General features: G+C 74.5%; 21 protein-coding genes. 10 read left to right on the forward strand and 11 right to left on the reverse strand.

The features are described from left to right. Window positions 1-36 precede the first annotated feature (36 nt). On the forward strand, window positions 37-1017 hold the full coding sequence (gene murQ / locus ACIRD3_RS13960) for an N-acetylmuramic acid 6-phosphate etherase (RefSeq protein ID WP_402215262.1): 981 nt from the start codon (window positions 37-39) through the stop codon (window positions 1015-1017). A gap of 113 nt (window positions 1018-1130) precedes the next feature. On the opposite strand, the gene ACIRD3_RS13965 is transcribed toward murQ, so the two are convergent. The 4 genes from ACIRD3_RS13965 to ACIRD3_RS13980 all read right to left on the reverse strand — a co-directional run bounded on the left by ACIRD3_RS13965 (window position 1131) and on the right by ACIRD3_RS13980 (window position 4191). Next, window positions 1131-2135: a HEAT repeat domain-containing protein gene (locus ACIRD3_RS13965; protein ID WP_402215264.1), complete on the reverse strand. Its 1005-nt coding sequence runs from the start codon at window positions 2133-2135 to the stop codon at window positions 1131-1133. A 3-nt stretch (window positions 2136-2138) separates the two neighbouring features. Beyond that, window positions 2139-2774 carry a HEAT repeat domain-containing protein gene (locus tag ACIRD3_RS13970; protein ID WP_402215570.1) on the reverse strand — a complete coding sequence of 212 codons (636 nt, stop codon included), beginning with the start codon at window positions 2772-2774 and terminating at the stop codon, window positions 2139-2141. Window positions 2775-2975: 201 nt separating this feature from the next. Further along, window positions 2976-3488 (reverse strand): isochorismatase family protein, encoded by a 513-nt coding sequence (locus tag ACIRD3_RS13975; protein WP_402215266.1) that lies wholly within the window; start codon window positions 3486-3488, stop codon window positions 2976-2978. Further along, entirely contained in the window at window positions 3475-4191 is a 717-nt protein-coding gene (locus ACIRD3_RS13980; protein WP_402215269.1) for a TetR/AcrR family transcriptional regulator C-terminal domain-containing protein, read from the reverse strand. Before ACIRD3_RS13980 ends, ACIRD3_RS13975 begins: the two co-directional genes overlap by 14 nt. 126 nt (window positions 4192-4317) lie before the next feature. Here ACIRD3_RS13980 and ACIRD3_RS13985 point away from each other — a divergent pair, with 126 nt between their 5' ends. Together ACIRD3_RS13985 and ACIRD3_RS13990 are read left to right on the forward strand one after the other, a co-directional pair. Next, window positions 4318-5652: an MFS transporter gene (locus tag ACIRD3_RS13985; protein WP_402215272.1), complete on the forward strand. Its 1335-nt coding sequence runs from the start codon at window positions 4318-4320 to the stop codon at window positions 5650-5652. Between the two features lie 134 nt (window positions 5653-5786). Then, on the forward strand, window positions 5787-7238 hold the full coding sequence (locus tag ACIRD3_RS13990; RefSeq protein ID WP_402215275.1) for a TolB family protein: 1452 nt from the start codon (window positions 5787-5789) through the stop codon (window positions 7236-7238). A 59-nt stretch (window positions 7239-7297) separates the two neighbouring features. On the opposite strand, the gene ACIRD3_RS13995 is transcribed toward ACIRD3_RS13990, so the two are convergent. Beyond that, complete coding sequence (locus ACIRD3_RS13995) at window positions 7298-8803, reverse strand: glutamate synthase subunit beta (protein ID WP_402215277.1); 1506 nt, start codon at window positions 8801-8803, stop codon at window positions 7298-7300. A 200-nt stretch (window positions 8804-9003) separates the two neighbouring features. Here ACIRD3_RS13995 and ACIRD3_RS14000 point away from each other — a divergent pair, with 200 nt between their 5' ends. Together ACIRD3_RS14000 and ACIRD3_RS14005 are read left to right on the forward strand one after the other, a co-directional pair. Then, window positions 9004-9684 (forward strand): response regulator transcription factor, encoded by a 681-nt coding sequence (locus tag ACIRD3_RS14000; protein ID WP_402215280.1) that lies wholly within the window; start codon window positions 9004-9006, stop codon window positions 9682-9684. After that, window positions 9681-11087, forward strand: coding sequence for an ATP-binding protein (locus ACIRD3_RS14005; RefSeq protein WP_402215282.1), 1407 nt, complete (start codon window positions 9681-9683; stop codon window positions 11085-11087). The genes ACIRD3_RS14000 and ACIRD3_RS14005 overlap by 4 nt, the downstream gene beginning before the upstream one ends. An 81-nt stretch (window positions 11088-11168) precedes the next feature. On the opposite strand, the gene efeB is transcribed toward ACIRD3_RS14005, so the two are convergent. The 3 genes from efeB to ACIRD3_RS14020 all read right to left on the reverse strand — a co-directional run bounded on the left by efeB (window position 11169) and on the right by ACIRD3_RS14020 (window position 15096). Next, complete coding sequence (gene efeB, locus ACIRD3_RS14010; RefSeq protein ID WP_402215285.1) at window positions 11169-12500, reverse strand: iron uptake transporter deferrochelatase/peroxidase subunit; 1332 nt, start codon at window positions 12498-12500, stop codon at window positions 11169-11171. Next, window positions 12500-14548 carry an iron uptake transporter permease EfeU gene (gene efeU / locus ACIRD3_RS14015; RefSeq protein ID WP_402215288.1) on the reverse strand — a complete coding sequence of 683 codons (2049 nt, stop codon included), beginning with the start codon at window positions 14546-14548 and terminating at the stop codon, window positions 12500-12502. The genes efeB and efeU overlap by 1 nt, the downstream gene beginning before the upstream one ends. A 227-nt stretch (window positions 14549-14775) precedes the next feature. Next, window positions 14776-15096 carry a hypothetical protein gene (locus ACIRD3_RS14020; protein ID WP_402215291.1) on the reverse strand — a complete coding sequence of 107 codons (321 nt, stop codon included), beginning with the start codon at window positions 15094-15096 and terminating at the stop codon, window positions 14776-14778. Window positions 15097-15471: 375 nt separating this feature from the next. On the opposite strand from ACIRD3_RS14020, the gene ACIRD3_RS14025 reads away from it, so the two are divergent. After that, window positions 15472-17127 (forward strand): cytochrome bc complex cytochrome b subunit, encoded by a 1656-nt coding sequence (locus tag ACIRD3_RS14025; protein ID WP_402215293.1) that lies wholly within the window; start codon window positions 15472-15474, stop codon window positions 17125-17127. Window positions 17128-17210: 83 nt separating this feature from the next. Here the strand turns inward: ACIRD3_RS14025 and ACIRD3_RS14030 are convergent, their stop codons facing one another. Continuing rightward, the gene (locus ACIRD3_RS14030; protein ID WP_402215295.1) at window positions 17211-17540 is read right to left on the reverse strand and encodes a cytochrome C oxidase subunit I; all 330 of its coding nucleotides are present in this window, start codon (window positions 17538-17540) and stop codon (window positions 17211-17213) included. A gap of 467 nt (window positions 17541-18007) precedes the next feature. On the opposite strand from ACIRD3_RS14030, the gene ACIRD3_RS14035 reads away from it, so the two are divergent. Next, window positions 18008-18664, forward strand: a complete 657-nt coding sequence (locus ACIRD3_RS14035) for an NADPH-dependent F420 reductase (RefSeq protein ID WP_402215298.1) — start codon at window positions 18008-18010, stop codon at window positions 18662-18664. A 126-nt stretch (window positions 18665-18790) separates the two neighbouring features. After that, window positions 18791-19222, forward strand: a complete 432-nt coding sequence (locus ACIRD3_RS14040; RefSeq protein ID WP_402215301.1) for a YchJ family protein — start codon at window positions 18791-18793, stop codon at window positions 19220-19222. Between the two features lie 38 nt (window positions 19223-19260). Here ACIRD3_RS14040 and ACIRD3_RS14045 read toward each other — a convergent pair whose 3' ends face one another. Next, a complete protein-coding gene (locus ACIRD3_RS14045; protein ID WP_402215304.1) occupies window positions 19261-20310 on the reverse strand; it encodes a polysaccharide deacetylase family protein in 1050 nt (349 codons plus the stop codon). 158 nt (window positions 20311-20468) lie between these two features. Between ACIRD3_RS14045 and ACIRD3_RS14050 the strand changes: the two genes are divergently transcribed. Continuing rightward, window positions 20469-21008 (forward strand): GNAT family N-acetyltransferase, encoded by a 540-nt coding sequence (locus tag ACIRD3_RS14050; protein WP_402215307.1) that lies wholly within the window; start codon window positions 20469-20471, stop codon window positions 21006-21008. A gap of 364 nt (window positions 21009-21372) precedes the next feature. Here ACIRD3_RS14050 and ACIRD3_RS14055 read toward each other — a convergent pair whose 3' ends face one another. Next, window positions 21373-22320 (reverse strand): carbohydrate kinase, encoded by a 948-nt coding sequence (locus ACIRD3_RS14055; protein ID WP_402215310.1) that lies wholly within the window; start codon window positions 22318-22320, stop codon window positions 21373-21375. A gap of 340 nt (window positions 22321-22660) precedes the next feature. Between ACIRD3_RS14055 and ACIRD3_RS14060 the strand changes: the two genes are divergently transcribed. Next, complete coding sequence (locus ACIRD3_RS14060; RefSeq protein WP_402215313.1) at window positions 22661-24187, forward strand: M1 family metallopeptidase; 1527 nt, start codon at window positions 22661-22663, stop codon at window positions 24185-24187. Window positions 24188-24335: the final 148 nt, after the last annotated feature.

Consider the following 24335-nt stretch of genomic DNA (forward strand, 5'->3'; position numbering starts at 1 on the left):
GGATTCGCGCGCCGCGCACCAGGGGACGCTCGCCGTATGACCGCCGAGCCCACGAGCCCCGTGCCGCACCGCCCGCAGCGCCCCACGACACCCCCGGCCAGGTCCTCGGCCGCGCCCCCGACCGAGACCGTCCGCCCCGACTGGGCGGCGATCGACGAACTGCCCACCCCCGCACTGCTCCGCCTGCTGAACGCCGAGGACCGCACCGTCCCCGCCGCCGTCGCCGGGCAGCTGGACCGCATCGCCGCCGTGGTGGACGCGGTCGCGGCCCGGATGGCCCGAGGCGGCCGGCTGGTCTACGCCGGAGCCGGGACGCCCGGCCGCCTCGGGGTGCTGGACGCCGCCGAGTGCCCGCCGACCTTCGGCACGGATCCGGCCCTGGTGGTGGGCCTGATCGCGGGCGGACGCCCGGCCGTGACGGCGGCCGCCGAGGGCGCCGAGGACCGCCCCGACCTCGCCGAGGCCGACGTCACCGCCCTCGCCCTCACCCCCGCCGACACCCTGGTGGGCGTCTCCGCCTCCGGCCGTACCCCGTACACGGTGGCGGCCGTACGGGCCGCGCGGGCAGCCGGCGCACTCACCGTGGCACTGGCGTGCAACCGCGGCTCGGCGCTGGCGGCCGCCGCCGACCTGGCCGTCGAAGTGGAGGTCGGCCCCGAGGTGCTGGCCGGCTCGACCCGGCTCAAGGCGGGCACCGCACAGAAGCTGGTGCTCAACATGCTGTCGACGGCCGTGATGATCCGCCTCGGCCGGACGTACGGGAACCTGATGGTCGACCTCCGTGCCACCAACGCCAAACTCCGCGAGCGCGCCCGGCGGATCGTCGCCGAGGCCACCGGCGCCGACGAGCAGTCCGTCCACCGAGCCCTGTCCGCGACCGACGGACGGACGAAGGACGCGATCCTGGTCCTGCTCGCCGACGTGGACGCCCCCACCGCCGCCCGCCTCCTCGACACCGCGAACGGCCACCTGCGCGAGGCCCTGCGCGCAGCCCCGCGTGCGGCCGGCCCCAGCTGATCCGAGCCCGGGTCCGGACCCCGCAGGGCCCCTCCCCCGCCATCGGCCACTCCCCGTCCAGGGCTTCCCGGACGCACGTCGGCCAGTCCGCCCACGCGCTCCCCCGAGCCCCGCTACCGCTCCTCGCGCAGGGTCAGGACGTAGGCCGCGGTGAGCGCGACGACCCGGTCCTCGTCCTGTGCCAGCTCCGCGATGGCGTGCGACGCCGTGGTCCCCGGGATGTCCGCGAGCGCCTGGGTGAGGCGTCGGCGGGCGGCGGGTCCGGTGGTGGCGTGGGCGAGGCAGTGGACCAGCCCGGCGGCGATCCGCTCGGCGAGCCCGGGGTCGCCCGCCAGCGCGGCCAGGGCGTCGGCCGCGTCGGCGTCCTTCCGCTCCTCGACGATCATCTCGATGAGCACGGGGACCGCGTCGTCCACGCCCCGCGCCCCGAGCGCCAGCGCCGCGCACTCGCGGACCACGGGGTCGGGGCTCGCGAGGGCGTCCCGCAGCAGGGCGGTCGCCTCGGTGGTCGGGATCTCCGCGATGGACCGGACGGCACGGTCCCGCACCTCCGCCGCGGGTGATCCGAGGCCCTCCGCCAGCAGGGCCGTCGCCTCCTCGCCCGCTTGCACCAGAGCCCACCGGAGGGCCCCGGCGACGACCGGGTCCGACTCGTTCAGCACAGCCTCGGTCAGTGCTTCCACCGGTACGGCGCCGTCCTCGGCCGCGGACAGCGCCGCGCGCTGCCGCGCTCCCGGGCTCTTCGACTCCAGGCCCTGGAGGAGCGAGACGATCTGGAGGACCTCCTCCCAGCCGGCCGGTCCCGCGGCTCCGATCCGACGCAGTCGGGTGAGCAACTCGTTCTCCGCCGCGATGCGTTCCAGCGTCCGGCCGATCAGCTCGTCGACGAGCTCCGAGGGCGCGAAGCCGGGATCGTCGAGCGCGCGCCCGACGTCGTGCAGCGACAAGCCCAGCGACCGCAGGCTCTCGATGTGGAAGATCCGCCGGATGTTCTCGTCGGAGTACTCCCGGTAGCCGGAGTCGGTACGGCCCGAGGGCCGCACCAGACCGAGCGCCTCGTAGTGCCGCAGCATGCGGGCACTGACCCCGGACCGCCGCGCGACATCACCGATCAGCACTGCCTACCGCCCCTCCTGGGAGTCCCCGCCGAGGACCGCGACGCGCTTCGCCTCCTCGATCGCGGACTCGAATCCGGCCTCCGGGTCGCGCCACAGCCGTTCCGTGGCGATCGCATGGGTGCGCACCCTCCGGTCGCGTTCCGCCGCCGCGGCGGCCAGGACCGGCAGCACCACCTCCCCGAGCGCGATCAGCGCCCGACTGAGACTCAGCTGCGTCTCCCGTCCGCCGCGCCCGAGTTGTGTCGCCAACCCTACGGCCAGCTCGGGCTCCTCACCCTCGGGCACGAGCACGACCGCGGCCCGCCAGGCGCTCCGGGCCACCTCCTCGTCGGCGTCGGACAGCAGCGCCGGCGTGATCGCCGGCCAGGCCCGCCGGTCCCCGATCTTGGACAGCGTGTGCAGGGCCTGGCTCCGTGCCTGCGCGCGCTCCGAGCGGACCTCGTCGATCAACAGCGGGACTGTCAGCGCCGCCGCGTGGCGGGTGAGCGCCCAGGTGAGCATCTCGCGCACGAAGAACTCGGGCTCCACCGCGCACCGCTCGACGAGCGTACCGACGGCCCCCGGGTCCGGGGTCGTGCCGACGGCCAGCGCAGCCTGCAGCCGTACCGACGAGTCGCCGTGCGCCAGCCCCCGGAGCATCCCCGCCGTGTTCGGACTCCCGGCCGTGTTCGGACTCCCCGCCGCGTTCGTGCTCCCCGCCGCGTTCGCGCTCCCCGTCGACTCCTCCGCCGACCTGGTCATCAGGACCACCTCCTCGGCCACAGTGAAGTCCTTGTCACCGTGTCAAGGTCAAGCGCAGCCGGGACCGGGAGCCCGGGACGGACGGCCGGGAAGACGGGCTTAGCCCAGCCGCAGGTCCGCCGCCGCCACGACCTCGCCGAGGCGCGGGAAGTCCAGTTCCACCGACGCCCGGTGCTCCTCGGCCGTGAGGGCGGTCATCGCGTCCTCGACGAACACCAGCTCGTAGCCGTGGTCGGCGGCCGCGCGGGCGCTCGACTCCACCCCGAGGTTGGTGGCGATGCCGGCGAACACCAGGGTTTCCACGCCCCGGGCCCGGAGCAGGTCGTGCAGGCCGGTGGCCTGGAAGGCGCCGATGGTGCGCTTCACCACGATCTCGTCGGCCAGCTCCTCGACCTCGGCGAGCAGTTCGCTCCCGGGCGGCTGCTCGGCGACGTTCGGCCGCTCGACCTTGACGGCGACGACCGGGGCACCGGCGGCACGGAAGGCGCGGGCGAGCTCCAGCGAGGTCGCCAGCACCTCCGAACCGCTGTGCGGCGCGAGCGGGTTGGCCACGATCCGGCCCATCAGGTCGATCAGGACCAGGGCCGTGCTGCGGGGATCAAGGGTGGTCATGGCGCCAACCTAGCCCATCCCCCTCCGGCCCCTCCGCTCCCGCCGACGTCCTCGACGTCCCCGTCTCCCTCGTCTCCCCCGTCTCGCGGTCGATCTCGGACCGGAACCCCTCGATCAGCACCCGCAGCCCGTACTCGAAGTCGGCGTCGTGGTCGGTCATCCGCAGCACGTCGGCCGCCTCGCGCAGCAACGGCAGCTCGCTCAGCGCCTCCTCCGGGAACGGCGGCCGCTCGCGGTCGGCGGCGTCCTGCCGCCAGGCCTGTTCCTCGGTGACCCAGCCCATGATGTACCGGTCGACGGTCAGCAGCAGCCGCAGCGCCGTGCGCGGGCGCAGCCCCGCCCCGCAGAGGGCGCTCAACTGGGCTTCGACGGCCGGCAGTTCGTCCTCCGTGGGCAGGGTTCCGGCGTGCACCCGGGCGCCGTCGCGGTAGGCGAGCAGGGCGTGGCGCTTGGCGCGGGCGTCGGCGGCGATCCACTCGGGCCAGTGCTCTGGGTCCGGCCGGCGGTCGGGCGGGAGGGCCTCGGCGAGCATCGCCTCGGCCATCAGGTCGAGCAGTTCCCGCTTGTTCTTGAAGTGCCAGTACAACGCCGGTGACTGGACGCCGAGTTCGCGGGCCAGCCGCCGGGTGGTCAGCCCCTCGATGCCCTCCTCGTTGAGCAGGCGCAGCGCGGTGCGCACCACCTCGTCGCGTCGCAGCGCCATCCGTTCGCCCTTCCGGGTTATTCGCTTGCCGGGTCCACCTTATCGCCGATAAGTTCCCGAGCTGGAATCTATCGGCGATAAGGACGGCTGCCGCCGCCGAGACGGCCACGAAGGGACCACCCGCGCATGACCTCCGCCCCCGACCGCTTCCGGTCCCGGCTGCTGCCCGACACCGCACCCCTGTGGTCGTCCCGGGACTTCCGCCTGGTCTGGTCCTCCGGCGCGGTCACCCTGTTCGGTTCGATCTTCACCATGACGGCCGTCCCCCTGCAGATCGCCGAGCTCACCGGCTCGCCCTGGGCCGTGGGTGCGGTCGGCGCGGTCGAGCTCGTGCCCGCCCTCGTGTTCGGCCTGTACGGCGGCGTCCTCGCCGACCGCGCCGACCGCCGCGCGGTGGCCCTGGTCAGCGAGGTCGCGCTGGCCGTGCTCAGCGCGCTGCTGCTGGCCAACGCACTGCTCGGCACTCCGGCCGCCTGGCCGCTCTACGTGGCCGCCGGACTGGCGGCGGCACTGCAGGGCATCCAGCAGCCCTCGGTCGAGGCGATGGTCCCGCGGCTGGTACCGCCCGATCAGCTGGTGGCGGCGGGTGCGCTGCTCTCCTTGCGCTGGAGCGTCGGCGGAGTGGTGGGCCCGGCCGCCGCCGGGCTGGTGATCGCGACGGCCGGGGTGCCCGCCGCCTTCCTGGTCGACCTCGCCACCTTCCTGCTCTCGATCGCGCTGCTCGCCCGGGTCCGGCCGGTCCCCTCGGCGCGGGACGCCGGGAAGCCGCGGCTGGGCGAGTTCGTCGACGGTGTCCGGTACGCCGCGCGGCGGCCCGATCTGATCGGCACCTACCTGGCCGACCTCGCGGCCACCGTCTTCGCCCTGCCCACCGCGCTGTTCCCCTTCCTCGCCGACGACCTGGACGCGACGTGGGCGCTCGGCCTGCTCTACTCGGCCGGTGCGGTGGGCAGCCTGCTCGCCGCGACGACCGGCGGCTGGACGGAGCGGGTGCACCGGCACGGCCGAATGGTCCTGCTCTCGGCCGCCCTGGTCGGGGCGGCGACGGCCGCGGCCGCGTTCGCCCCGGGCCTGGGGGCCGTCCTGCTCTGCCTGATCGTCGCCGGCGGCGCTCACTGGCTCGGCGACACCTTCCGCAGTGCGATCTGGAACCAGTCCGTTCCGGACGAACTCCGCGGCCGGGCCGCCGGGTTGGAGATGCTGATCGGCTCCGCCGGGCCCGCCCTGGGCGATCTGCGCGCCGGTGGCCTGGCCGCCCGGCAGGGTATCCGGGCGGCACTGCGCACCGGCGGCCTGCTCTGCTTCGGCAGTGCCGCCGTCCTCGCCGCCGCGATACCGGCGCTCTGGCGCTACGACCAGCGCGCACACCTCGGCACGCACCACCCCACGCACCACCCCGCCCACCGCCCCGCCCACCGCCCCGCGCACCGGGTCGATCCCGCCGAGGAGCCCGCCCCCTGACGTGAATCCGGCGTTTCCCGTCGCACGACCATTGACCGCTCGCCCCACCCGGCGGTTGGCTCACTCCGAGCCTGCCGCCGGGGAGTTCGGCGCCATCGCCGACGCGGCACGGCCGATCCCAGGGGAGGGACCAGATGACCCGTATCCGCCGCCCGCTGCGCGCGGCCTGCACCCTCGCGGCCGCCGCGCTGACCGCCGCCGTCGCCGCACCCGCCCATGCGACACCCCCACCGCTGAGCCCGACCGCCCGTACCGAGCGGGTGTCGGTCGGTCTCGGCCAGGCCCAGCCCGACGGCGCCTCGGCGGCCGGCGGGCTGAGCGCCGACGGCCGCTTCGCCGTCTTCACCTCGGACGCCGCCAACCTGGTGCCCGGCGACACCAACGGAAAGTCCGACGTCTTCGTCCGCGACCTGTGGACGGGCCGCACCGAGCGGGTCGACACCGGCCCGGACCACGCGCAGGCCGACGGCGACTCCTTCGAGGCCACGATCAGCGGCAACGGCCGTTACGTGGCGTTCAGTTCCTCCGCCACCAACCTCGCGCCCGGCGCCAACCTGGGCGCCGAGGACGTCTACGTCCACGACCGCTGGACCGGCGAGACCCGGCTGGTCTCCACCGGCAAGGCCCCGGGCGCACCGCAGACCCAGAAGGTGTCCGGCCACCCGTCGATCAGCTGGGACGGCCGATCCATCGCCTACCAGTCCAACCGCAGCGACCTCGCCCCCGGCACGGTCACCTGGTTCGGCGGCAACATCTACGTCGCCGACCTCCGCTCCGGCGGGACGACCCTGGTCAGCATCGGCGCGGACGGCAAGGAGGCGGACAGCTCCTCCGCCGAGCCGGAGATCAGCGCCGACGGCAGGACCGTCGTCTTCATCTCCAAGGCGACCAACCTCATCGCCGGCGGCCAGCCCGGCGCCCTCTCCCCGAGCGCGGTCGCCGAACTCGCCGCCGGCTCGGACGCCCAGTTCACCGCCGACTCCCTCCGGCCCGCCGCCCGGCCGAAGTCCGCCGCGCCCGGCATCACCAAGCCGCGCCTCTACCCCCTGTACGTCCGCGACCTGAACGCCGGGCGGACCAGCCTGGCCAGCCCGGACGGCGCCGGCGGCTACCGCGGCGTGGCCAACCCCTCGATCAGCCCGGACGGCCGCTTCGCCGTCTACTCCTCCTGGGTCCTGCACGGCGACAGCCAGTGGGACCGCCACTTCGAGGTCTACGCCCGCGACCTGAAGCTGGGCACCGAGACCCTGATCAGCACCGGCCTGCCCGGCACGAAGACCACCGAGAGCTCCTACGCCGGCCGGATGACGGCGGACGACCGCTGGGTGTTCTTCTCCTCGACGGCGGACAACCTCGTCCCCGGCGACACCAACCAGGCCTCGGACATCTTCCGCCACGACCGGTGGACCGGTCGCACCGAGCGGGTCGACCTGGCGAACGACGGCTCCCAGGGCGCCGGTTCGGAGGCGCCCTTCGTCAACGCCTTCGGTACCGCGGTGGTCTTCACCTCGTCCGACGGCGCCCTCGTCCCCGGTGACAGCAACAACGCCGCGGATGTCTTCGTCCGCCACCTGCGGCTGTTCTGACGCACCGCCGGGCGATTCGGACCGGACTCCCGCCCCGCCCCACCTCGGGCGGGCGGCACTCACAGGGTGAGCGCCCGCGCCGACGCGTTGATCGGCGCCGGGAGTTCGGTCCGCCCGCGCAGGTACCGGTCCACCGCCGCGGCGGCCGCCCGCCCCTCGGCGATCGCCCAGACGATGAGCGACTGTCCGCGCCCGGCGTCGCCCGCGACGAACACGCCCTCCGCCTCGCTGGCGAAGCCGTCGTTCCTGGCCAGGGTGCCCTCCGGGCCGGTGGCGAGACCGAGCTGGGCGAACAGTGGCTGGTCCGGCTCGGGCCCGGTGAAGCCCAGCGCGATCAGCGCCAGCTGCGCCGGCAGGCTCCGTTCGGTGCCCGCCCGCGGGCTGCGGTCGGCGGGTTCGGCCTCCGCGAACCGGACGGCGCCGAGCCGGCCGTCCGGGCCGGGCTCGAAGCCCACGGTGGCCGCCGCGAACACCCGGGGTCCGGCCGAGGCGGCGGCGGACTCCTCGTGCGAGGTGGTCTCCCGGTAGACCTTGGGGTGGACGGGCCAGGGCTGATCGGGCGCCCGGCCCTGCGGCGGACGGGGGTTGATGTCCAGTTGGGTGACCGAGGCGGCGCGCTGGCGCAGCGCCGTACCCAGGCAGTCGGCCGCGGTGTCCCCGCCTCCGACGATCACCACGTGACGGCCCTCGGCGGAGACCGGCGAGGCCGGGCAGTCGCCCTCGTCCGCCCGGTTCGCCCAGGTCAGGTACTCCATCGCCTGGTGCACGCCGGGCAGTTCACGCCCGGGCACCGGCAGCTCCCGACGGGCGGTGGCCCCCACCGCGACCACCAACGCGTCGTACCCGGCCCGCAGTTCCTCCCCCGGTACGTCCCGGCCGACCCACACCCCGGTGCGGAACGCGGTGCCCTCGGCCCGCAGCTGGTCGAGCCGGCGCTCCAGCCGGTGCTTCTCCAGCCGGAACGGCGGGATGCCGTAGCGCAGCAGCCCGCCGGCACGGTCGGCCCGCTCGTAGACGGTCGTGGCGTGCCCGGCCCGGGTCAGCTGCTGGGCGGCGGCCAGCCCGGCCGGACCGGATCCGATCACCGCGACCCGCCATCCGCCGCCCCACCCGGCCCCACCTCCCCGATCAGCCGTGCCTTCCGGCTGCGGCGGCCGCGGCCCGTCCCACCCCTCGTCCCAGGCCCGGTCGGCGATCGCCAGCTCGACGTTCTTGATGGTCACCGCGGCGCCGTCGATCGCCAGCACGCAGGCGCTCTCGCAGGGCGCCGGGCAGAGCCGCCCGGTGAACTCGGGGAAGTTGTTGGTGGCCAGCAGCCGGGCCGCCGCGGCCCGCCAGTCGGCCTCCGCCACCAGCCGGTTCCACTCCGGCACCAGGTTCCCCAACGGGCAGGCGCTGTGGCAGAACGGCAGTCCGCAGTCCATGCACCGCTCCGCCTGCCCGCCCACCACCGGCAGCAGCGACCCCGGCCGGTAGACCTCCCGCCAGTCCCCCACCCGCTCGCGCGCGTCCCGCCGCGCCCGCTCCGCGCGCGGGGTGCTGAAGAAGGCCATCCGGTCTGCCATCGCGGCCTCCGGCAGGGCGTGCCGACACGGACCCGGCGGCCCACCCGGCGGGCACGCCACCGTGTGGCCACCGTACGCCTGCGGAGCAGCGCGCGAAAGCGGCAGCCGAACAACCCTTCCCGCCCGCGTCCCCCGCCGTCCCCCGCTTCCCTCCGACCCCGCCCGAACCCGCTGTGAGCACGACAGGGAGAATCTCCGCCATGACGCACACCGTGCTGATCGCCGAGGACGACCGGGCCATCCGGGACTCCCTCGCCCGCGCCCTGATGCTGGCCGGCTACCGGGTGCGGATCGCCGCCAACGGCACCCAGACCCTGGCCGTCCTCGCCGAGCAGCGCCCGGACGTCCTGCTGCTCGACGTGATGATGCCCGAGCCGGACGGCCTGGAGGTCTGCCGCCGACTGCGCGCCGCGGGCGACCGCACCCCGGTGCTGATGCTCACCGCCCGGGTCGAGGTCCCGGACCGGATCGCCGGCCTGGACGCCGGGGCCGACGACTACCTGGTCAAGCCCTTCGACGTGGACGAGCTGTTCGCCCGCCTGCGCGCCCTGCTGCGCCGCAACGGGACCGTCCCGACCACCGAGGTCCTGAGCGTCGCCGACCTGCGGATCGAGCCGCCCGCCCGCCGGGTCTGGCGGGCCGGCCGGGAGCTGGAGCTGTCCCGCACCGAGTTCGACCTACTGGAGCTGCTGGCCCGGCACGCCGGCGCCGTCCTCGACCAGGCGACCCTGTACGAGCGGATCTGGGGCTACGACTTCGGCCCGGGCTCGAAGAACCTCGCCGTCTTCATCGGCTACCTGCGCCGCAAGATCGACCGCCCCGGGTTGGTCCCGCTGATCCACACCGTCCGCGGCGTCGGTTACACGCTGCGCGAGTCGTGACCGGCCCGGTGCGCCGCCGCCCGCGCCTGCCGCGCCCGGGCCTGCACGCCACCCTCTCGCTCGCCTTCGCCGCGATCGCCGCCCTGGTCGCCGTGCTGATCGGCGCCCTGGGCTACCACGCCGCCGCCCGGCTGATCCGCGACGACGAGACGGCCGACTTCACCGCGGCCGTCGACTCCGTCCACCGCCAGGTCGAGCTGGAGACCCTGTACCCGGGCGACTTCGCCGGCCCCAACGGGCTGAGCGACGACCTGCTGCGCCCGATCCGGGTGACCTCCCAGGCACTCGACCCGGACGCCCGGGTGCTCCCCGGCACCGCCCGGCTCGATCTGGCGACGACCCCCGCCGACCGCGAGCTGGCCCGGGCCGAGGAGCCTGGCCGCACCGCGACCGGGCTCCGCCGGCAGCACGGCGGCACCCTCCGGGTCGGGGTGGTCTCGCTCGGCGGCCGCCGCGGCGCGGTCCAGATCATCCAGCAGGTCGGCCCCACCGAGGAGCTGCTGGCCGCCCTACGGCTGCGCACCGCGGCGCTGGTGGCGATCGTCGGCGTGGTCGCGGGCGGCGCCGGCTGGCTGCTCGCCCGCTGGATCTCGCGCCGACTGGTGCGGCTCACCGCCGCGGCCGAACTGGTGGCCGCGAGCGGCCGGTTGGACGTCCCGGTGCCCGCCGCCGGCACGGACGAGGTGGGCCGGCTCGGTCGGGCCTTCGACCGGATGCTGGTCCGGCTGGCGACCGCCAAGGAGAACCAGCGCCGCCTCGTCCAGGACGCCGGGCACGAGCTGCGCACCCCGCTGACCAGCCTGCGCACCAACCTCGCCGTGCTCCCCGCCATGGACCGGCTGCCACCCGCCGAGCGCGCCGCGCTGATGGCCGATCTGGCCGACGAGGCAAGGGAGTTGACCCAGCTGGTGGAGGAGCTGGTGGCACTCGCCGCGGACCGCAGGGCGGACGAGCGGCCGACCGAGGTGGTGCTGGCCGAGGTGGTCCGCGGGGCAGCCGCCCAGGTCCGGCGGCGCAGCGACCGGGAGATCCTGGTGGACGCGGACGACACCGTGGTCACCGCCCGTCCGGACGCGCTGGCCCGCGCGGTCGGCAACCTGCTGGACAACGCCGCCAAGTTCGACCCGGCCGGAGCGGGCCCGATCGAGGTGGTGGTGCGCGGTCCGCGGGTGGAGGTGCGCGACCGCGGGCCGGGCATCGACGTGGCCGACCTCGACCGGGTCTTCGACCGCTTCTACCGGGCCACCGCGGCCCGCAGCCTGCCGGGTTCGGGGCTGGGCCTGGCGATCGTGCACGAGGTGGCCCGCTCCCACGGCGGCACCGCCTTCGCCGCCAACCGCGAGGGCGGCGGCGCGGTGATCGGCTTCACCCTCGGCCTCACCGGCCGCACCCCCGGCGGCTGAGGTCAGCCCCGGCGGCTGCCCGCACCGGTCTCGGACTCACACCGAGCTCAGACCCACACCGACCTCGGACCGACACCCAGCTCAGACCCCCACCGACGTCAGCAGCCCCCGCCCCAGCCAGTCCGCGTCGTCCTTCACCCCCGGCAGGACGAAGAAGTACCCGCCCCCGGTCGGCGAGATGTAGTCCACCAGCGGCTCGCCGATCAGCCGGGTCTGGGTGGCCTCGAACTGCCGCACCACGTCCTGCTGGTAGCAGCAGAACACCAGGCCCATGTCCAGGTTGCCCGCCGTGTCGACGCCCCGGTCGTAGTTGAAGCCGCGGCGCAGGATGCGCGAGTCGTCGGTGTCGGCGGTACGCGGGTTGGCGAGGCGGATGTGGGCGTCGAGCGGGATCGCCTTGCCGTCCGGGTCCTTGCCGTAGTCCGGCGCGTCGGTCTCCCGGTGACCGTCGAGCGGGGCGCCGGTGTCCCGGCGACGGCCGAACATCTTCTCCTGCTCGGTGAGGGTGACGCGGTCCCAGAACTCGATCAGCATCCGGATGATCCGGATCACCTGGTAGCTGCCGCCGACGGCCCAGGCGGGCTCGCCGGTCGCGCCGTTCACCCAGATCAGTCGGTCCATCTCCCGGGACGAGCCGGTGTCCGGGTTGACGATGCCGTCCTTGAAGCCGAGCAGGTTGCGCTGGGCGCCGTCGGGGCGGGACTGGTTCTGGAAGCCGTCGATCCGCCAGAGGATCTGCAGCGCGCCGCGGGTGTGCCGGGTGATGTCGCGCAGCGCGTGCAGCACGGTGTCCTGGCGGTCGGCGCAGATCTGCAGCGAGAGGTCACCGTGCAGTTCTTCGGCCCGCAGGTTGTCGTTGGGGAAGGTCCGCATCGGCGCCAGCTTGAGCGGCTTGGCCTTCGCCAGCCCGTAGCGGTCGTCGAAGAGGGAGGCGCCGACGCCGACCGTGACGGTCAGGTTGTCGGTGGGGAGGGTCGGGCCGAGGATGCCGCTGTCGGAGGGCGGCGCGCCGACGCCGAGGTCGGGCGGGGTGCCGCCGGCGGTGAGGAAGCGGATCCGCTCGGTCAGGGTCTTGAAGAGCTCTTCGAGTCCCTTGCGGTCCTGGGCGATCACCTGGCAGGAGACGAAGGCCACGTGCGCCGGTGCCGGGGTGGTGATCCCGGCCTGGTGGTCGCCGTGGAACGGCACCGCGCCGCTCTTCGCCGGCTGGCCGTCCCCGGCGGAGGCCGGTCCGGCGCCGAGGCTCAGGGCGCCGCCGACGAGCACGGCGGCGCCGGCCCCGGCGCCGAGCACCGCCCGGACGAAGCCGCGCCGGGCCGGGCCGGCCGGGCAGCCGCCTTCCTCGGCGGCCGCGGCCGGGACGGCGGTGTGCGGGAAGGGGCAGGAGCCGGCGGCTGCGGTGTGGTCGGTCATCAGGCGGCCTTCCGGATCTCGAGCAGGGCGGGGACGGGGGCGAGGTCTTCGAGCAGCTGGCCGGTGGCGCCGTTGAGCTGGCGGCGGGTGGCGGCGGGCAGCCGGTCGACGGGCGTCCAGCCCTCGGGCCGGTCGGCGGTGGCGAGCAGGTCGCCGACCCGCTTCATCCCGGCGTTCACCCTGACCAGCAGCTGCGGGTCGCGCTCGTCGAGCAGCGGCTGCAGCAGGGTCAGCAGCTCCCGGGTGCCCTCCAGGTTGGCCCGGGCGGTGGCCAGATTGGTGCCGCTGCCCATGTCGGTGTCGCCGGTCAGCTCGAACTGGAGGGTGTTCTCCAGGATCTCGTGGGCGCGCAGCGGCAGGTCGGCCGGGTCGAAGACCTGCCCGGGGAAGTCGTGCACCAGCTTGGCGACGTTCTGCGCCAGTTCGTCCGCGACGGGCGTCAGCTCGGTGGCGGACTGGCCGTGCCAGAGGCCGTGCTCCAGGCGCAGGAAGCCGGTGAAGCCCGGGTCCCGGTCCCTGTCCGGGAGTCCGTCCGGGCGTCCGTCGATCTTGCCGTCGAGGTCGGCGAAGGTGCCGTAGGCGGCGCCGAGCGAGGCGTACCGCAGGTGCGCGGCGAGCCAGTCGGCCCTGGCCGTGGCGAGGTCGCCGGAGCGCACGTCGCCCTGCAGCTTCTGGGTCTGCGTCATGAGGGTCGCCAGGCCCTGCTCGACGTACTGCCTGTAGCCGTCGAGCGGGCCCCTGAGGTCGTCCTCGGAGACGGGCTTGACCGCCTTGACCTCGGTGCCGCCGGAGACGTGCACGGCGGCGGAGGTGACGGCGCTCCCGCCGGTGGGCACGCAGCGCCAGGCGTAGTCGCCGGTGCCGATGGTGGCGGTCAGGGCGCGGGTGGTGCCGGGGGCCAGCCCCTCGACCTCGCCGTAGACGGCACCGCTGCCCGGGTCGACCAGGTACACCTCGGCGACCTTGTCGCCGGTGTTGTGCATCTGGAACACCTGTTGGCCGGGCTGCGGGGTGCCGAAGCCCTTGCCGCAGTCCCGCTCGGAGACGGTGACGGTGGCGGAGCCGGCCCGCTTGCCGTCGCTGACGGCGATCACGGCCCCGGCCACCACGACCGGCACGGCGACCAGCGCGGTCGGCAGCACCCAGCGCGGACGCCCGGGGCGCACCCGCCCGGCCTTCTCCCCCGCCGCGGCCTGGTCGACCGGCGCCGCAGCCGCCGGAGCCGGTGCGGCCGCCCCGCCCCGCACGCCCTCGATGAACATCGTCAGCACGACGCCCAGGTACGCGACGTACCCGACGACCTGCAGGACCGTCATGGTGACGGTCAGGTTGAGGGTGCCCTGGACGAGCGTGGCGTACCAGGACGAGGCGTCCAGGTGCCCGCTCAGGTCGAAGGCGTACGCGCTGCCCCCGCCGACCAGGCCGGACTCCTGCAGGTCGCGCAGGCCGTAGCCGAGCACACCCGCCGCGACGACGATCAGCCCGGCGCCGGTGACGGTGAAGAAGCGGGTGAGGTTCATCCTCAGCGCCCGCCGGTACAGGCCCCAGCACAGCCCGGTGGAGAGCAGCAGACCGACGGCCGCGCCGAGCAGCGGCCCGGTGGACTCCCCGGCGGTGCGGACGTTGGTCCACAGGAAGAGCGAGGTCTCCAGGCCCTCGCGGGCGACCGCGAGGAAGCTGGTGAGGACCAGCGCGCCCGCGCCCATCGCCAGCGAGGCCTGGACCTTCTCCTTCAGTTCGGTGGAGAGGGTGCGCGCCGAGCGGCGCATCCAGAACACCATCGCGGTGACGAAGCCGACCGCGATCAGGCTGAGCACGCCGCCGAACGCCTCCTGGGCGTGGCCGGAGAGGTTGGCGGCGGTGAAGGTGAGCACCGCGCCGAAGCTCAGGCTGAGCGCGAGGGCCGCCGCGATGCCGGTCCAGACCTGCGGCAACCGGTCCTTCCGTCCGGCCCGGACCAGCGCGGCGACCAGGATCGACACGATCAGTCCGGCTTCCAGGCCTTCGCGCAGCCCGATCAGGAAGCTGGGAAACGCCTCATCCCACATGCAGCGGGCTCCTCCCCCCGGGCCGCCCCGGGCCGTCACCTGTCCTCGCCCCGGCGCGGTGGCGGCGGAGCGGCACAGCCGAACGCCCCGGACGTCGTGGCCCAGGGCGCTCCGGCTTAGCTTAGGCAAACCTTAGGGCCGCACCGGTCAACTGCACCCCCGCTTCGGGTAAGGGTTCGGTGTGGAAACCCCGGCCGGGCCGGACCGGCATCAGCGGGAGCCGCGCGTCACCCCCACCACTGCTCGGGCACCGGGTCCGGCCCGGCGGGGACGGCCACCGGTTCGGCGGAGCGCACCAGCAGGTCGCCCGTCTCGGTCTCGGCGACCAGGTAGCCGCGCTCGCGCAGCACGAGCGCGGCGGCGCCGCTCATCGCCGCGCGTGCCTCCGGAGTGGGCCGAGCGTCCGGGTCTCCGTCCGCCGTCCAGCCGACCGCCACACCCTCGGGGTGATGGCCGATCCACAGCGGTGAGGAACCGGGCGCGGTGTCGAACCCGGCGCGGGCCAGGGCCCGGGTGACGTTCTCGAGGAGTTCACGGTGATCCACCATTGGCGCAGCGTAGGCCTCGGACCGCGCGACCCCCGGCTGCGGCGCGCGCCGACACGGCCCAGCGGCACCCGAGCGCAGCATCGACCCCGTTGGGCCGAGCGGGGGCCAGCCGATCGGGCGTCAGGAACCCCCGTCCGGCCCGACACGCGCGGCCGGACGGGCCGATGGACGTGCACAGTCGGCCCCCTGCCGACAGCATGACAGAGTAAGCGCTCCATCACCCTGAGCAACGAGTCCTGCGGGCCGGCCCGGTCCGCGCGCCGGTCCGACCGGCGGACCCGTATCGAGAGGTCCCATGATCACAACACTTCGCCGGCCGGCGTTCCCGCCGACGGGGCCCCAGCACGGCACGCCGAGGACGCCGGGGAGCCCGTCGTGAGAACCGACCAGCAGTCGCAGCCGGGACCGGCGACCAGCACGCGCGCCAAGCCCGCGAACAAGGCCGAGGCCCTCGCCGACTGGACCGACGGACGGCTCGGCATCTACTCCCTGGCCAAGGCCAACCTGCGCAAGATCTTCCCGGACCACTGGTCCTTCATGCTGGGCGAGGTCGCGCTCTACACCTTCGTCATCATCATCCTGACCGGCGTCTGGCTGACCCTCTTCTTCAACCCGAGCATGGGCGAGGTCGTCTACGACGGCTCCTACGTCCCCCTCAAGGGCATCCCGATGTCGGAGGCCTACGCCTCCACGATCAACATCAGCTTCGAGGTCCGCGGCGGCCTGCTGATGCGCCAGATCCACCACTGGGCGGCCGTCGTCTTCATCGCCTCGATGCTGACGCACATGCTGCGCGTCTTCTTCACCGGCGCGTTCCGCAAGCCGCGCGAGATCAACTGGATCTTCGGGGCGCTGCTGCTGTTCCTCGGCATGTTCGACGGCTTCATGGGCTACTCGCTCCCGGACGACCTGCTCTCCGGTACGGGCATCCGCTTCATGGAGGGCGCCATCCTGGCCGTCCCGATCGTCGGCACCTACCTGCAGTTCTTCATCTTCGGCGGCGAGTTCCCGGGCCACGACATCATCCCGCGGCTGTTCACCGTCCACATCCTGCTGATCCCGGGGATCATGGTGGGCCTGCTCGCGGCGCACCTGATCCTGGTCTTCTACCACAAGCACACCCAGTTCGCCGGGCCCGGCCGGACCAACGACAACGTGGTCGGCATGCCGCTGATGCCGGTCTACATGGCCAAGGCCGGCGGCTTCTTCTTCCTGGTCTTCGGCGTGGTCGCGTTCATGTCGGCGATCGCCACGATCAACCCGATCTGGGCGTACGGCCCGTACCGTCCGGACCAGGTGTCCACGGACGCCCAACCGGACTGGTACATGGGCTTCTCCGAAGGCCTCATCCGCGTGATGCCGGGCTGGGAGATCAGCGTCTGGGGCGGCCACACCCTGAACCTCGGGGTGTTCATCCCCTTGGTGGTCTTCCCGACCGTGCTGATGGCCATCTGGATCTGGCCGTTCCTGGAGGCGTGGGTCACCGGGGACCGCGGGGAGCACCACATCGCCGACCGCCCGCGCAACGCCCCGGTCCGCACCGCCTTCGGCGTGGCCTGGATGGGCCTCTACCTGATCCTGCTGGCCGGCGGCGGCAACGACCTGCTGGCCACGCACTTCCACCTGTCCATCAACGCGATCACCTACGCGGTGCGGGCCGGCTTCTTCGCCGTGCCGGTGGTCCTCTTCGTGATCACCAAGCGCTGGTGCCTCGGCCTGCAGCGGCGGGACAAGGAGAAGGTGCTGCACGGCCGGGAGACCGGCGTCATCAAGCGGCTCCAGCACGGCGAGTTCATCGAGATCCACGAACCGCTGCCGCCGGGCCGGCTCTACACCCTCACCTCGCACGACCAGCCGCAGCCGACCGTGCTGCCGCCGGAGGTCGACGAGAACGGCGTGGCCCGCAAGGCCGGGTTGTGGACCCGCACCCGGGTGAAGCTCTCCCGCGGCTTCTACGGCCAGGGCAGCCAGATCGCCAAGCCCACCGCCGAGGAGCACGCGGAGGTCACCAGCGGCCACGGCCACCACTGACCGACTCCGGGCACCACGAGGGCCCGCCGCGCCGTTGCCGGCACGGCGGGCCCTCGTCGTCCGTACCGGCCGCGCGGCCCGGGTCAGCCGCGCAGGGCCGCGGGGACGACGGCGAACAGTGCCGCCGCCACGGTGACGGAGAGGCAGAGCGCCGCCCAGCGGGTGCAGATCCGGCGGCACTCGGCGCGGTAGCGGGCGGCCAGGCGGCGGCAGCGCTCCACGGCGCGGTCCACGACCTCCTCGGCGTAGCGCAACCGGTCGGCGGTGTAGGCCTGTTCGACGGCCTCCCGCTCGGCGGCCGGCAGCCAGGGGAACCGCGCGGCGAACGCCGCAGCGTCGCGCTCGGCCGCCGCGACCTCCGCCTCCCAGGCCAGGAAGCCCTCGATCCGGGCGAATTCCACCCGGGAGTCCATCCGCGCACCCTCCCGCGCGCTCCCCCGGGAGTTCTCCCGGGAGGCACTGCCGGCGGGCCTGCCCTGGCGAGGGTTCCGCGCTCTCGGCGGGCGCTGTCTGCCACCCATGGCCGCTCCTCGTGTCGAGTCGTCCGGCCAGGTCGGCCGTGCGGGAGTTGGCTCTGCGGCGCATCGATCCGCAACCAGGCAACTACTATCAGTGACGAACGGGGCGTGCGGGGCGACTCGCCGGGCCCCGGCCGAAGACGATCGCGCCGCCCCGTCAGCGCGGCCGGCGCGACGGGTAGTCGTCACGCTGCTCCCGTCCGCGGCTGGCCGCCGCCGTGGTCGCGATGTTCACCATCGGGATCGGGACGTGACGACGGGACGTGGTCCGGATCGTCCGACGGGACCGACGCACGGTCAACTATGGTCGTCGCGACCCGCTCCACCGGGGGCGGATCCACGACTGACGAAACGGGGAAACGGTGCGCATCGGAATCATCGGCACGGGTGTGGTCGGGCAGACGCTGGGCAGCAAGCTGGTCTCGCTCGGCCACCAGGTGACGCTGGGCTCCCGCGACAAGGACAACGAGAAGGGGCTGGCCTGGGCCGCGCAGGCCGGCCCCGACGCCCACGCCGGGACGTTCGCCGAGGCGGCCGCCTTCGGCGAGGTGGTGCTGAACGCCACCGGCGGGACGGTCGCCCTGGCCGCCCTGCGGGCGGCCGGCGCGGAGCACCTCGCGGGGAAGCTGCTGGTCGACGTCTCCAACCCACTGGTCTTCGAGCCCGGCGGCCAGGTCACCCTCGACCCGGTGAACACCGACAGCGTCGGTGAGCGGATCCAGCGCGAGTTCCCCGAGGCCCGGGTGGTCAAGACGCTCAACACCGTCAACTGCGAGGTGATGGTGGAGCCCGGCCGGCTGTCCGGCGAGCACAACGTCTTCGTGGCCGGCGACGACGCGGCGGCCAAGGCCGAGGCGGTCGCGCTGCTCGGCGCCTTCGGCTGGCCGGCCGAGTGGATCATCGACCTCGGGGACATCTCGGGTGCCCGGGCGATGGAGATGCTGATGCCGTTCTGGCTCCGGATGATGCGGCACTTCGGCGACGCCGAGTTCAACTACGCGTTCCGGCGCCCCGCGTAACGCGGACGGGCCCGCGCCCGGCCGGCACGTCCAGGGTCCGCCCCCTCGGTGCGCCGAGGGGGCGGGCCCGGGTTCGCCGGAGACCGGGCGGCGGGGGCCGACGCCGGGTGGGGGAGAATGGACGGCATGTCCCGACGTCGTCCCGCGCCCCGCACCGCCGCGCCGCGGCTGCTGCCCTCCTCCCCCTGCCCGTGCGGCCTGTCCGCCGCCTACGGCGACTGCTGCGGCCGGCTGCACCGCGGCCAGGCGGCGGCCACCACCGCCGAGTCCCTGATGCGCTCCCGGTTCAGCGCCTTCGTCGCGCAGGACGAGGCGTACCTGCTGCGCACCTGGCACCCGGACACCCGGCCCGCCGAGGTCGACTTCGACCCGGCGCTGCGCTGGACCCGGCTGGAGGTGGTCTCCACCAGCGAGGGCGGCGCGTTCCACGCCGCGGGCACGGTCGCCTTCCGCGCGCACTGGACCGAGGGCGGCGAGGAGGGCGTGCTCACCGAACACAGCCGCTTCGTGCGGCACGAGGGCGCCTGGGTGTACCTGGACGCCCTCTCGCTCGGCTGAGCCGCTCCGGGGCGCGGGCCGCGCCGGAGCGGCCCGCGCTACAGGTAGTCGTCGAGGCGCCCCAGCGAGAAGCCGGCCGCGGTGACGTCGTTGACCACCTTGCGCAGCAGGTCCGGCATCGACGCCTTCCAGATGTCGGTGCCCCGGAAGTGGGTGAGGATGATGTCGCCCGGGTGCAGCTGCCGGTCGTCGTAGCGCCACTCCATGTGGTCCGGGAAGGCCTCCTCGTTCCACAGCGGCACCGCCTGCACCCCGCAGGAGGCCGCCGCGCGCAGCGTGGTGTCGTTGTACTCGCCGTACGGCGGCCGGAACAGCCGGGGGCGGACGCCGATCTGCTGCTCCAGCTGGTCCTGCTGGTCGCAGATCTCCCGGCGCTGGGTCTCGTAGTCCAGGACCTTCAGGTTGCGGTGGTTGATCGTGTGGTTGTTGATCTCCACGCCCTGGGCGTGCATGTCCCGGAAGTAGCCGTAGTTCTCGCGTACCAGGTAGTCGGACACGAAGGCGCTGTACGGGATCCCGAGCTCCTCGGCCATCCTGGTGAACGCGGGATCCTTCTCCGCCCCGTCGTCGACGGTCAGGAAGACCACCTTGTCGTCGGTCGGCACCCGGTAGACCACGGGCGGGCGGCCGTCGGCGAGCTTGACGCCCTGGACCGGGGTGAGGTGGGCCCTGGTCGCCGGGCGCGGCGGGGCCTTCAGGGGCGGGCGCTCCAGGCCCCAGCGCTGGGCCGTCTCCAGCGCGGTCCGGACGGCGGCCTCCTGTCGGGCGACGGCCTCGCTGCTGGTCTCCTCCTCCTGCCGGGCCAGGCCGGGCAGCAGCGGCGGAGCCGCCGGCGGGCGGGCCGCACCGCGGTCGGCGGCCTCGACGGCGGCCCCCGGTGCCCCGGCGGCCCCGACGGCTTCGACGGCGGGCGCCGCGCCCGCCCTGGCCGGGGCGGCCTTCGAGGTGGCGGGGCCGGCCGGGCCGGCGCAGCCGGCGAGGGCGGCGGAGAGGCAGACGGTGGCCAGCAGACCGGTCCGTACGCCGCTCCGACGCTTCTGACTCCCCCTCAGACCCCCATTAATCCGACAATCTGATGGTCTATCCATAGCTGCACTGCTCCCCCGCCGTGCACCCCCGCCAATCCCCCCATCACCCGCACGGGGCAACGGCACGCCGAACGCCGTGCCGTTGCCCCGGACGAAGCACCCCCGGTGGTCCGAAAACCGCTTGCCGGGGCGCGGCCGTGGAACGGATCATGCGGCACATGACGAACACCGCGCCCCGACGCTCCGACCAGTGGGCCGTCACCACGGCCGATGTGACCGCACCCGAGGCCCTGGAGCTGCTGCGCGAGTACTACTACGACGTGGCCAACCGCTACTACCGCCTCCACCTCGGGCGGGAGGGCACCCCGGAGGAGCTGGAGACCGGGCTGGCCGACTCCCCCAGCGACGACCTCGCGGCGCCGCACGGCGTGTTCCTGCTCGGCCGCCACGACGGCGCCGCCCACTCCTGCGCGGGCCTGCGGCGGCTGGACGCCACGACCGTCGAGCTGACCCGCGTCTACGTCCGCCCCTCGCTGCGCGGCACCGGCGGCGGCGCCGCGCTGCTCGCCGCCGTCGACGACGCCGCCCGCTCCCTCGGCGCCGAGCGGATCGTCCTCGACACCCGGCTCGACCTGGTCGAGGCCCGCGCGCTCTACCTCCGGAACGGCTACCGGGAGATCCCGGCCTACAGCAGCGGCCCGTACGCGCAGGTCTGGTACGGCAAGGAGCTCACCGCGCTCGCACCGCAGGGGCGTTGAGCGGCGGCGAGGCACCGGCGGGCACCGGCTTCGCCCGCTCCCGCGCGGCGGCGGCAGAGGCGCTCGCGCCCTTCGTCGGCCACTTCCTGGAGCGGGTCTCCTTCGGGTCGGGGCCGGCCGGGGACAGCCTCGACGTCGTCCTGACCGCCAGGCCGGGGCTGCCGGACCGTGATCACGCTCACCGCCGCCTCCCCGGCCTCGACGGCTGCTTCGTGGACGGGATCACCGGCACCTGCCCCGGCTGCCGCACGCCTGGCCGGAGGAGGCCGCCGGCCGGGTGGTCCGCTTCGAGGCGCTGGAGGAGCTCGTCCGCTCGAACGCGTCGGCCCGGCCGGGTTGAGGCGATCGCCGGGACGATCCGGGTCTACACCGCGCCGGCGGCGTCGGAAAAGGGCTCCCGACCGTCCTCCCGGCCTTCCCCGAGGGCGGCCGCGAGCGCGGCCGCCGAGGGCGGGTTGGCGCCCGGCCGGGAGACGGTCAGGGCGGCGGCCGTCACCGCGTGGGTGAGGCAGGTCGGGAGGTCGGCGCCGCTCGCGCGGGTGTGCAGGAACGCGGCCATGAAGGAGTCCCCGGCGCCCACCGTGTCCGCGACCGCCACCGGCACGGCCGCCGCCTCGACGCGTTCGCCCCCTGTGGTGCGGGCGAACGCTCCCTCGCCGCCGAGGGTCACCGCGACCACCGAGGGGCCGAGGGCGAGCCAGCGCTCGGCGACGGCGTCCGGCCGCTCACCCGGATAGAGCCACGCCAGGTCCTCGTCGCTCGCCTTGACCAGGTCGCTCAGGGCCACGCAGCGCTCCACCCGGCGGACGGCCCCGGCCCGCTCGCCCATCAGCGCCGGGCGCACATTGGGGTCGTAACTGATCGGCGCCCGCCCGCGCCACCGCTCCACCAGCGCCAGCACGGTGGCGGCGCCCGGTTCGGTGACGGCGCCGATCGAGCCGAGGTGGATCGCGGCGGGCGCCTGCGCGAGGTCCTCCGGCGCCGGCGCGGTCGAGGGCAGCGTCCAACCGATGTCGAAGGTGTACCGGGCCCGGCCCTGCGCATCGAGCCGCACCACGGCCGAGGGCGTCCGCGCGACCTCGGCGGCCAGCACCCGGACACCCGCCGCCTCCAGGTGCGCCCGGATCAGCCGGCCGTTGGCGTCCTGGCCCAGCTCGGTGAGCAGCGTGGCCGGACGGCCCAACCGGGCCAGGCCGTAGGCGACGTTCGCGGGGCTGCCGCCCGGGTGCACCCGGTCCGGGGCGCCGTCGGTCCGGACGACGTCCGCGACGCACTCGCCGATCACCAGGACGTGCGAAGCTGGGCTGGTCACGGGGGCTCCTGGCATCCGTACGGGGGCGTCGTCTCGGCTGCCAGCCTACGGGGTGCGTCCGCGCACGGGGAGCGCCGGACGGGCTCCCGGGCATGAAAGTACGGCCGCCGGACCTGGCCAGGTTCTCCGACGGCCGTGGCCCCGTCCGTCAGGGGACGAAGCACTCCTGACGTTAGACCGACTCCGGGGGCCGCGCCATCACCGTGGGCCGTCCGGGGGACGGCGGTGTGTCATCGGATCCGCCGGATCCCGCCGCCGGCGGACCGGCGGTCGACTAGCATCCGTGCGCGGTCCTCCTGCCCCGGGCGGCTCCCGCACCCGCTCCCGCTCGTGAGGTCCGGTGATCATCCTGTTAAGGCCCCGTGCCGGTCTCGTCCTGTCGCTGGCGCTCAGTGCGGTGCTGCTGTCCGCGAGCGTTCCGTCGGCCGGTGCCGTGGACGGGCTGGGCGATCCGGTGTTCCCCTCGCTCGGGAACACCGGGTACCGGGCGCTCGCGTACGACCTGGCCTTCGACTACCGGGCCGACAGCCGTACCGTGGACGGCACCGCCGTGATCACCGTCCGGCCCGAGCGCACGCTCGCCCGGCTGGAGCTGGACGCCCTCGGACTGGCCGTACGCGCCGTCCGGGTCGACGGGCGCCCGGCGGACTTCGCGACCCACGACGAGAAGCTGTCGGTCCGCCCGGCCGAGCCGCTCCGTCCGGGAGCCGCGGCGGAGTTGACGGTCGAGTACACGGCCGACCCCCGGGCGAAGCTGCCGCACACCGGGTGGGTCCCGACCCCGGACGGCTTCGCGGTGGCGGGACAGCCGCAGAGCGCGCACACCGTGTTCCCGAACAACGACCACCCGAGCGACAAGGCCCTGTTCACCATCGCGGTGACCGCGCCGGACGGCCTGCTGGGCGTCGCCAACGGGGAGTTGACGCGCACCGAGCGGCACGGCGACGGGCGCACCACCCGTCGGTACGCCTCCCGCCTGCCGATGGCCACCGAGCTGGTCCAGGTCTCGGTCGGCGACTACACCGTCCGCGAGCGCACCGGCCCGCACGGCCTGCCGCTGCGCGACGTCGTCCCGAGCTCCCGCGCCGCCGAGCTGGAGCCCGCGCTGGCCCTCACCGACGACCAACTCACCTGGGCCGAGGCGCACCTGGGGCCGTTCCCGTTCGAGGCCTACGGCCTGTTGCCGACGAACACCGACGCCCCGGACGCGTTCGCCTTCACCGGCCTGGAGACCCAGACGCTGACCCTCTACAAGCCGAACTTCCTGCGCCGGCCGGAGCCCGAGATCGGCCCGCACATGATGCACGAGCTGGTCCACTCCTGGTTCGGCGACAGCGTCTCCCCGGCCCGGTGGTCCGACCTCTGGCTGAACGAGGGCCACGCCGACTACTACGCCCTGCTGTACCGCTACGAGCGCGGCTGGCCGGACACCCGCGGCAACCGGACCCTCACCGACCGGATGCGGTACCTCTACGGCCTCGGCGACCGGTCCCGCCACGGCTCCGGGCCGGTCGCCGCCCCGAACGCCGCGAACCTCTTCGACTCCCAGCGGTACACGGGCGGTGCGCTGGTGCTGTTCGCGCTGCGCGAGAAGGTGGGCGCGGACACCTTCGAGCGGATCGAGCGCACCTTCCTGGACCGGCACCGGTACGGGAACGCGAGCACCGAGGACTACGTGCGCACCGCCTCCCAGGTGTCCGGACAGGACCTCGGCGGGTTCCTCGGCGACTGGCTGTACGGGCTGCGCACGCCGCCGATGCCGGGGCACCCGGACTGGACGGTACGGCCGGCGGGCGAGGCGGAGCCGCAGGACGGGGTCCGGGTGGCGGGCGGGGCGGGCGTGGCGCGCGGTTCCGGAACGCTCTGACGGCGCGACAGGGGGCCGGTGTCGCACGCCCGGCGCGCCGTTGTGCGTCCGGCGACCGCCCGCACGCTCCTGACCGGCGGGGGCGGGGGACGCCATGGTGGTGCCCACGGCCCGCCCGCCGCCCGGCCTGAGTCCCGGTCGGCTCGCG

It is taken from the genome of Kitasatospora sp. NPDC093550, assembly GCF_044764985.1.
GTDB lineage: Bacteria > Actinomycetota > Actinomycetes > Streptomycetales > Streptomycetaceae > Kitasatospora.

What these genes read in the sequence shown, in the direction of transcription:
- ACIRD3_RS13980 (WP_402215269.1), bottom strand. Translation starts at nt 4,191, where the DNA reads ATGGCGCTGCGACGCGACGAGGTGGTGCGCACCGCGCTGCGCCTGCTC.
- ACIRD3_RS13990 (WP_402215275.1), top strand. Translation starts at nt 5,787, where the DNA reads ATGACCCGTATCCGCCGCCCGCTGCGCGCGGCCTGCACCCTCGCGGCC.
- ACIRD3_RS13985 (WP_402215272.1), top strand. Translation starts at nt 4,318, where the DNA reads ATGACCTCCGCCCCCGACCGCTTCCGGTCCCGGCTGCTGCCCGACACC.
- ACIRD3_RS14050 (WP_402215307.1), top strand. Translation starts at nt 20,469, where the DNA reads ATGACGAACACCGCGCCCCGACGCTCCGACCAGTGGGCCGTCACCACG.
- ACIRD3_RS13975 (WP_402215266.1), bottom strand. Translation starts at nt 3,488, where the DNA reads ATGACCACCCTTGATCCCCGCAGCACGGCCCTGGTCCTGATCGACCTG.
- murQ (WP_402215262.1), top strand. Translation starts at nt 37, where the DNA reads ATGACCGCCGAGCCCACGAGCCCCGTGCCGCACCGCCCGCAGCGCCCC.
- ACIRD3_RS14045 (WP_402215304.1), bottom strand. Translation starts at nt 20,310, where the DNA reads ATGGATAGACCATCAGATTGTCGGATTAATGGGGGTCTGAGGGGGAGT.
- ACIRD3_RS14040 (WP_402215301.1), top strand. Translation starts at nt 18,791, where the DNA reads ATGTCCCGACGTCGTCCCGCGCCCCGCACCGCCGCGCCGCGGCTGCTG.
- ACIRD3_RS14030 (WP_402215295.1), bottom strand. Translation starts at nt 17,540, where the DNA reads ATGGACTCCCGGGTGGAATTCGCCCGGATCGAGGGCTTCCTGGCCTGG.
- ACIRD3_RS14000 (WP_402215280.1), top strand. Translation starts at nt 9,004, where the DNA reads ATGACGCACACCGTGCTGATCGCCGAGGACGACCGGGCCATCCGGGAC.
- ACIRD3_RS13995 (WP_402215277.1), bottom strand. Translation starts at nt 8,803, where the DNA reads ATGGCAGACCGGATGGCCTTCTTCAGCACCCCGCGCGCGGAGCGGGCG.
- efeU (WP_402215288.1), bottom strand. Translation starts at nt 14,548, where the DNA reads ATGTGGGATGAGGCGTTTCCCAGCTTCCTGATCGGGCTGCGCGAAGGC.
- ACIRD3_RS14020 (WP_402215291.1), bottom strand. Translation starts at nt 15,096, where the DNA reads ATGGTGGATCACCGTGAACTCCTCGAGAACGTCACCCGGGCCCTGGCC.
- ACIRD3_RS13970 (WP_402215570.1), bottom strand. Translation starts at nt 2,774, where the DNA reads ATGCTCCGGGGGCTGGCGCACGGCGACTCGTCGGTACGGCTGCAGGCT.
- efeB (WP_402215285.1), bottom strand. Translation starts at nt 12,500, where the DNA reads ATGACCGACCACACCGCAGCCGCCGGCTCCTGCCCCTTCCCGCACACC.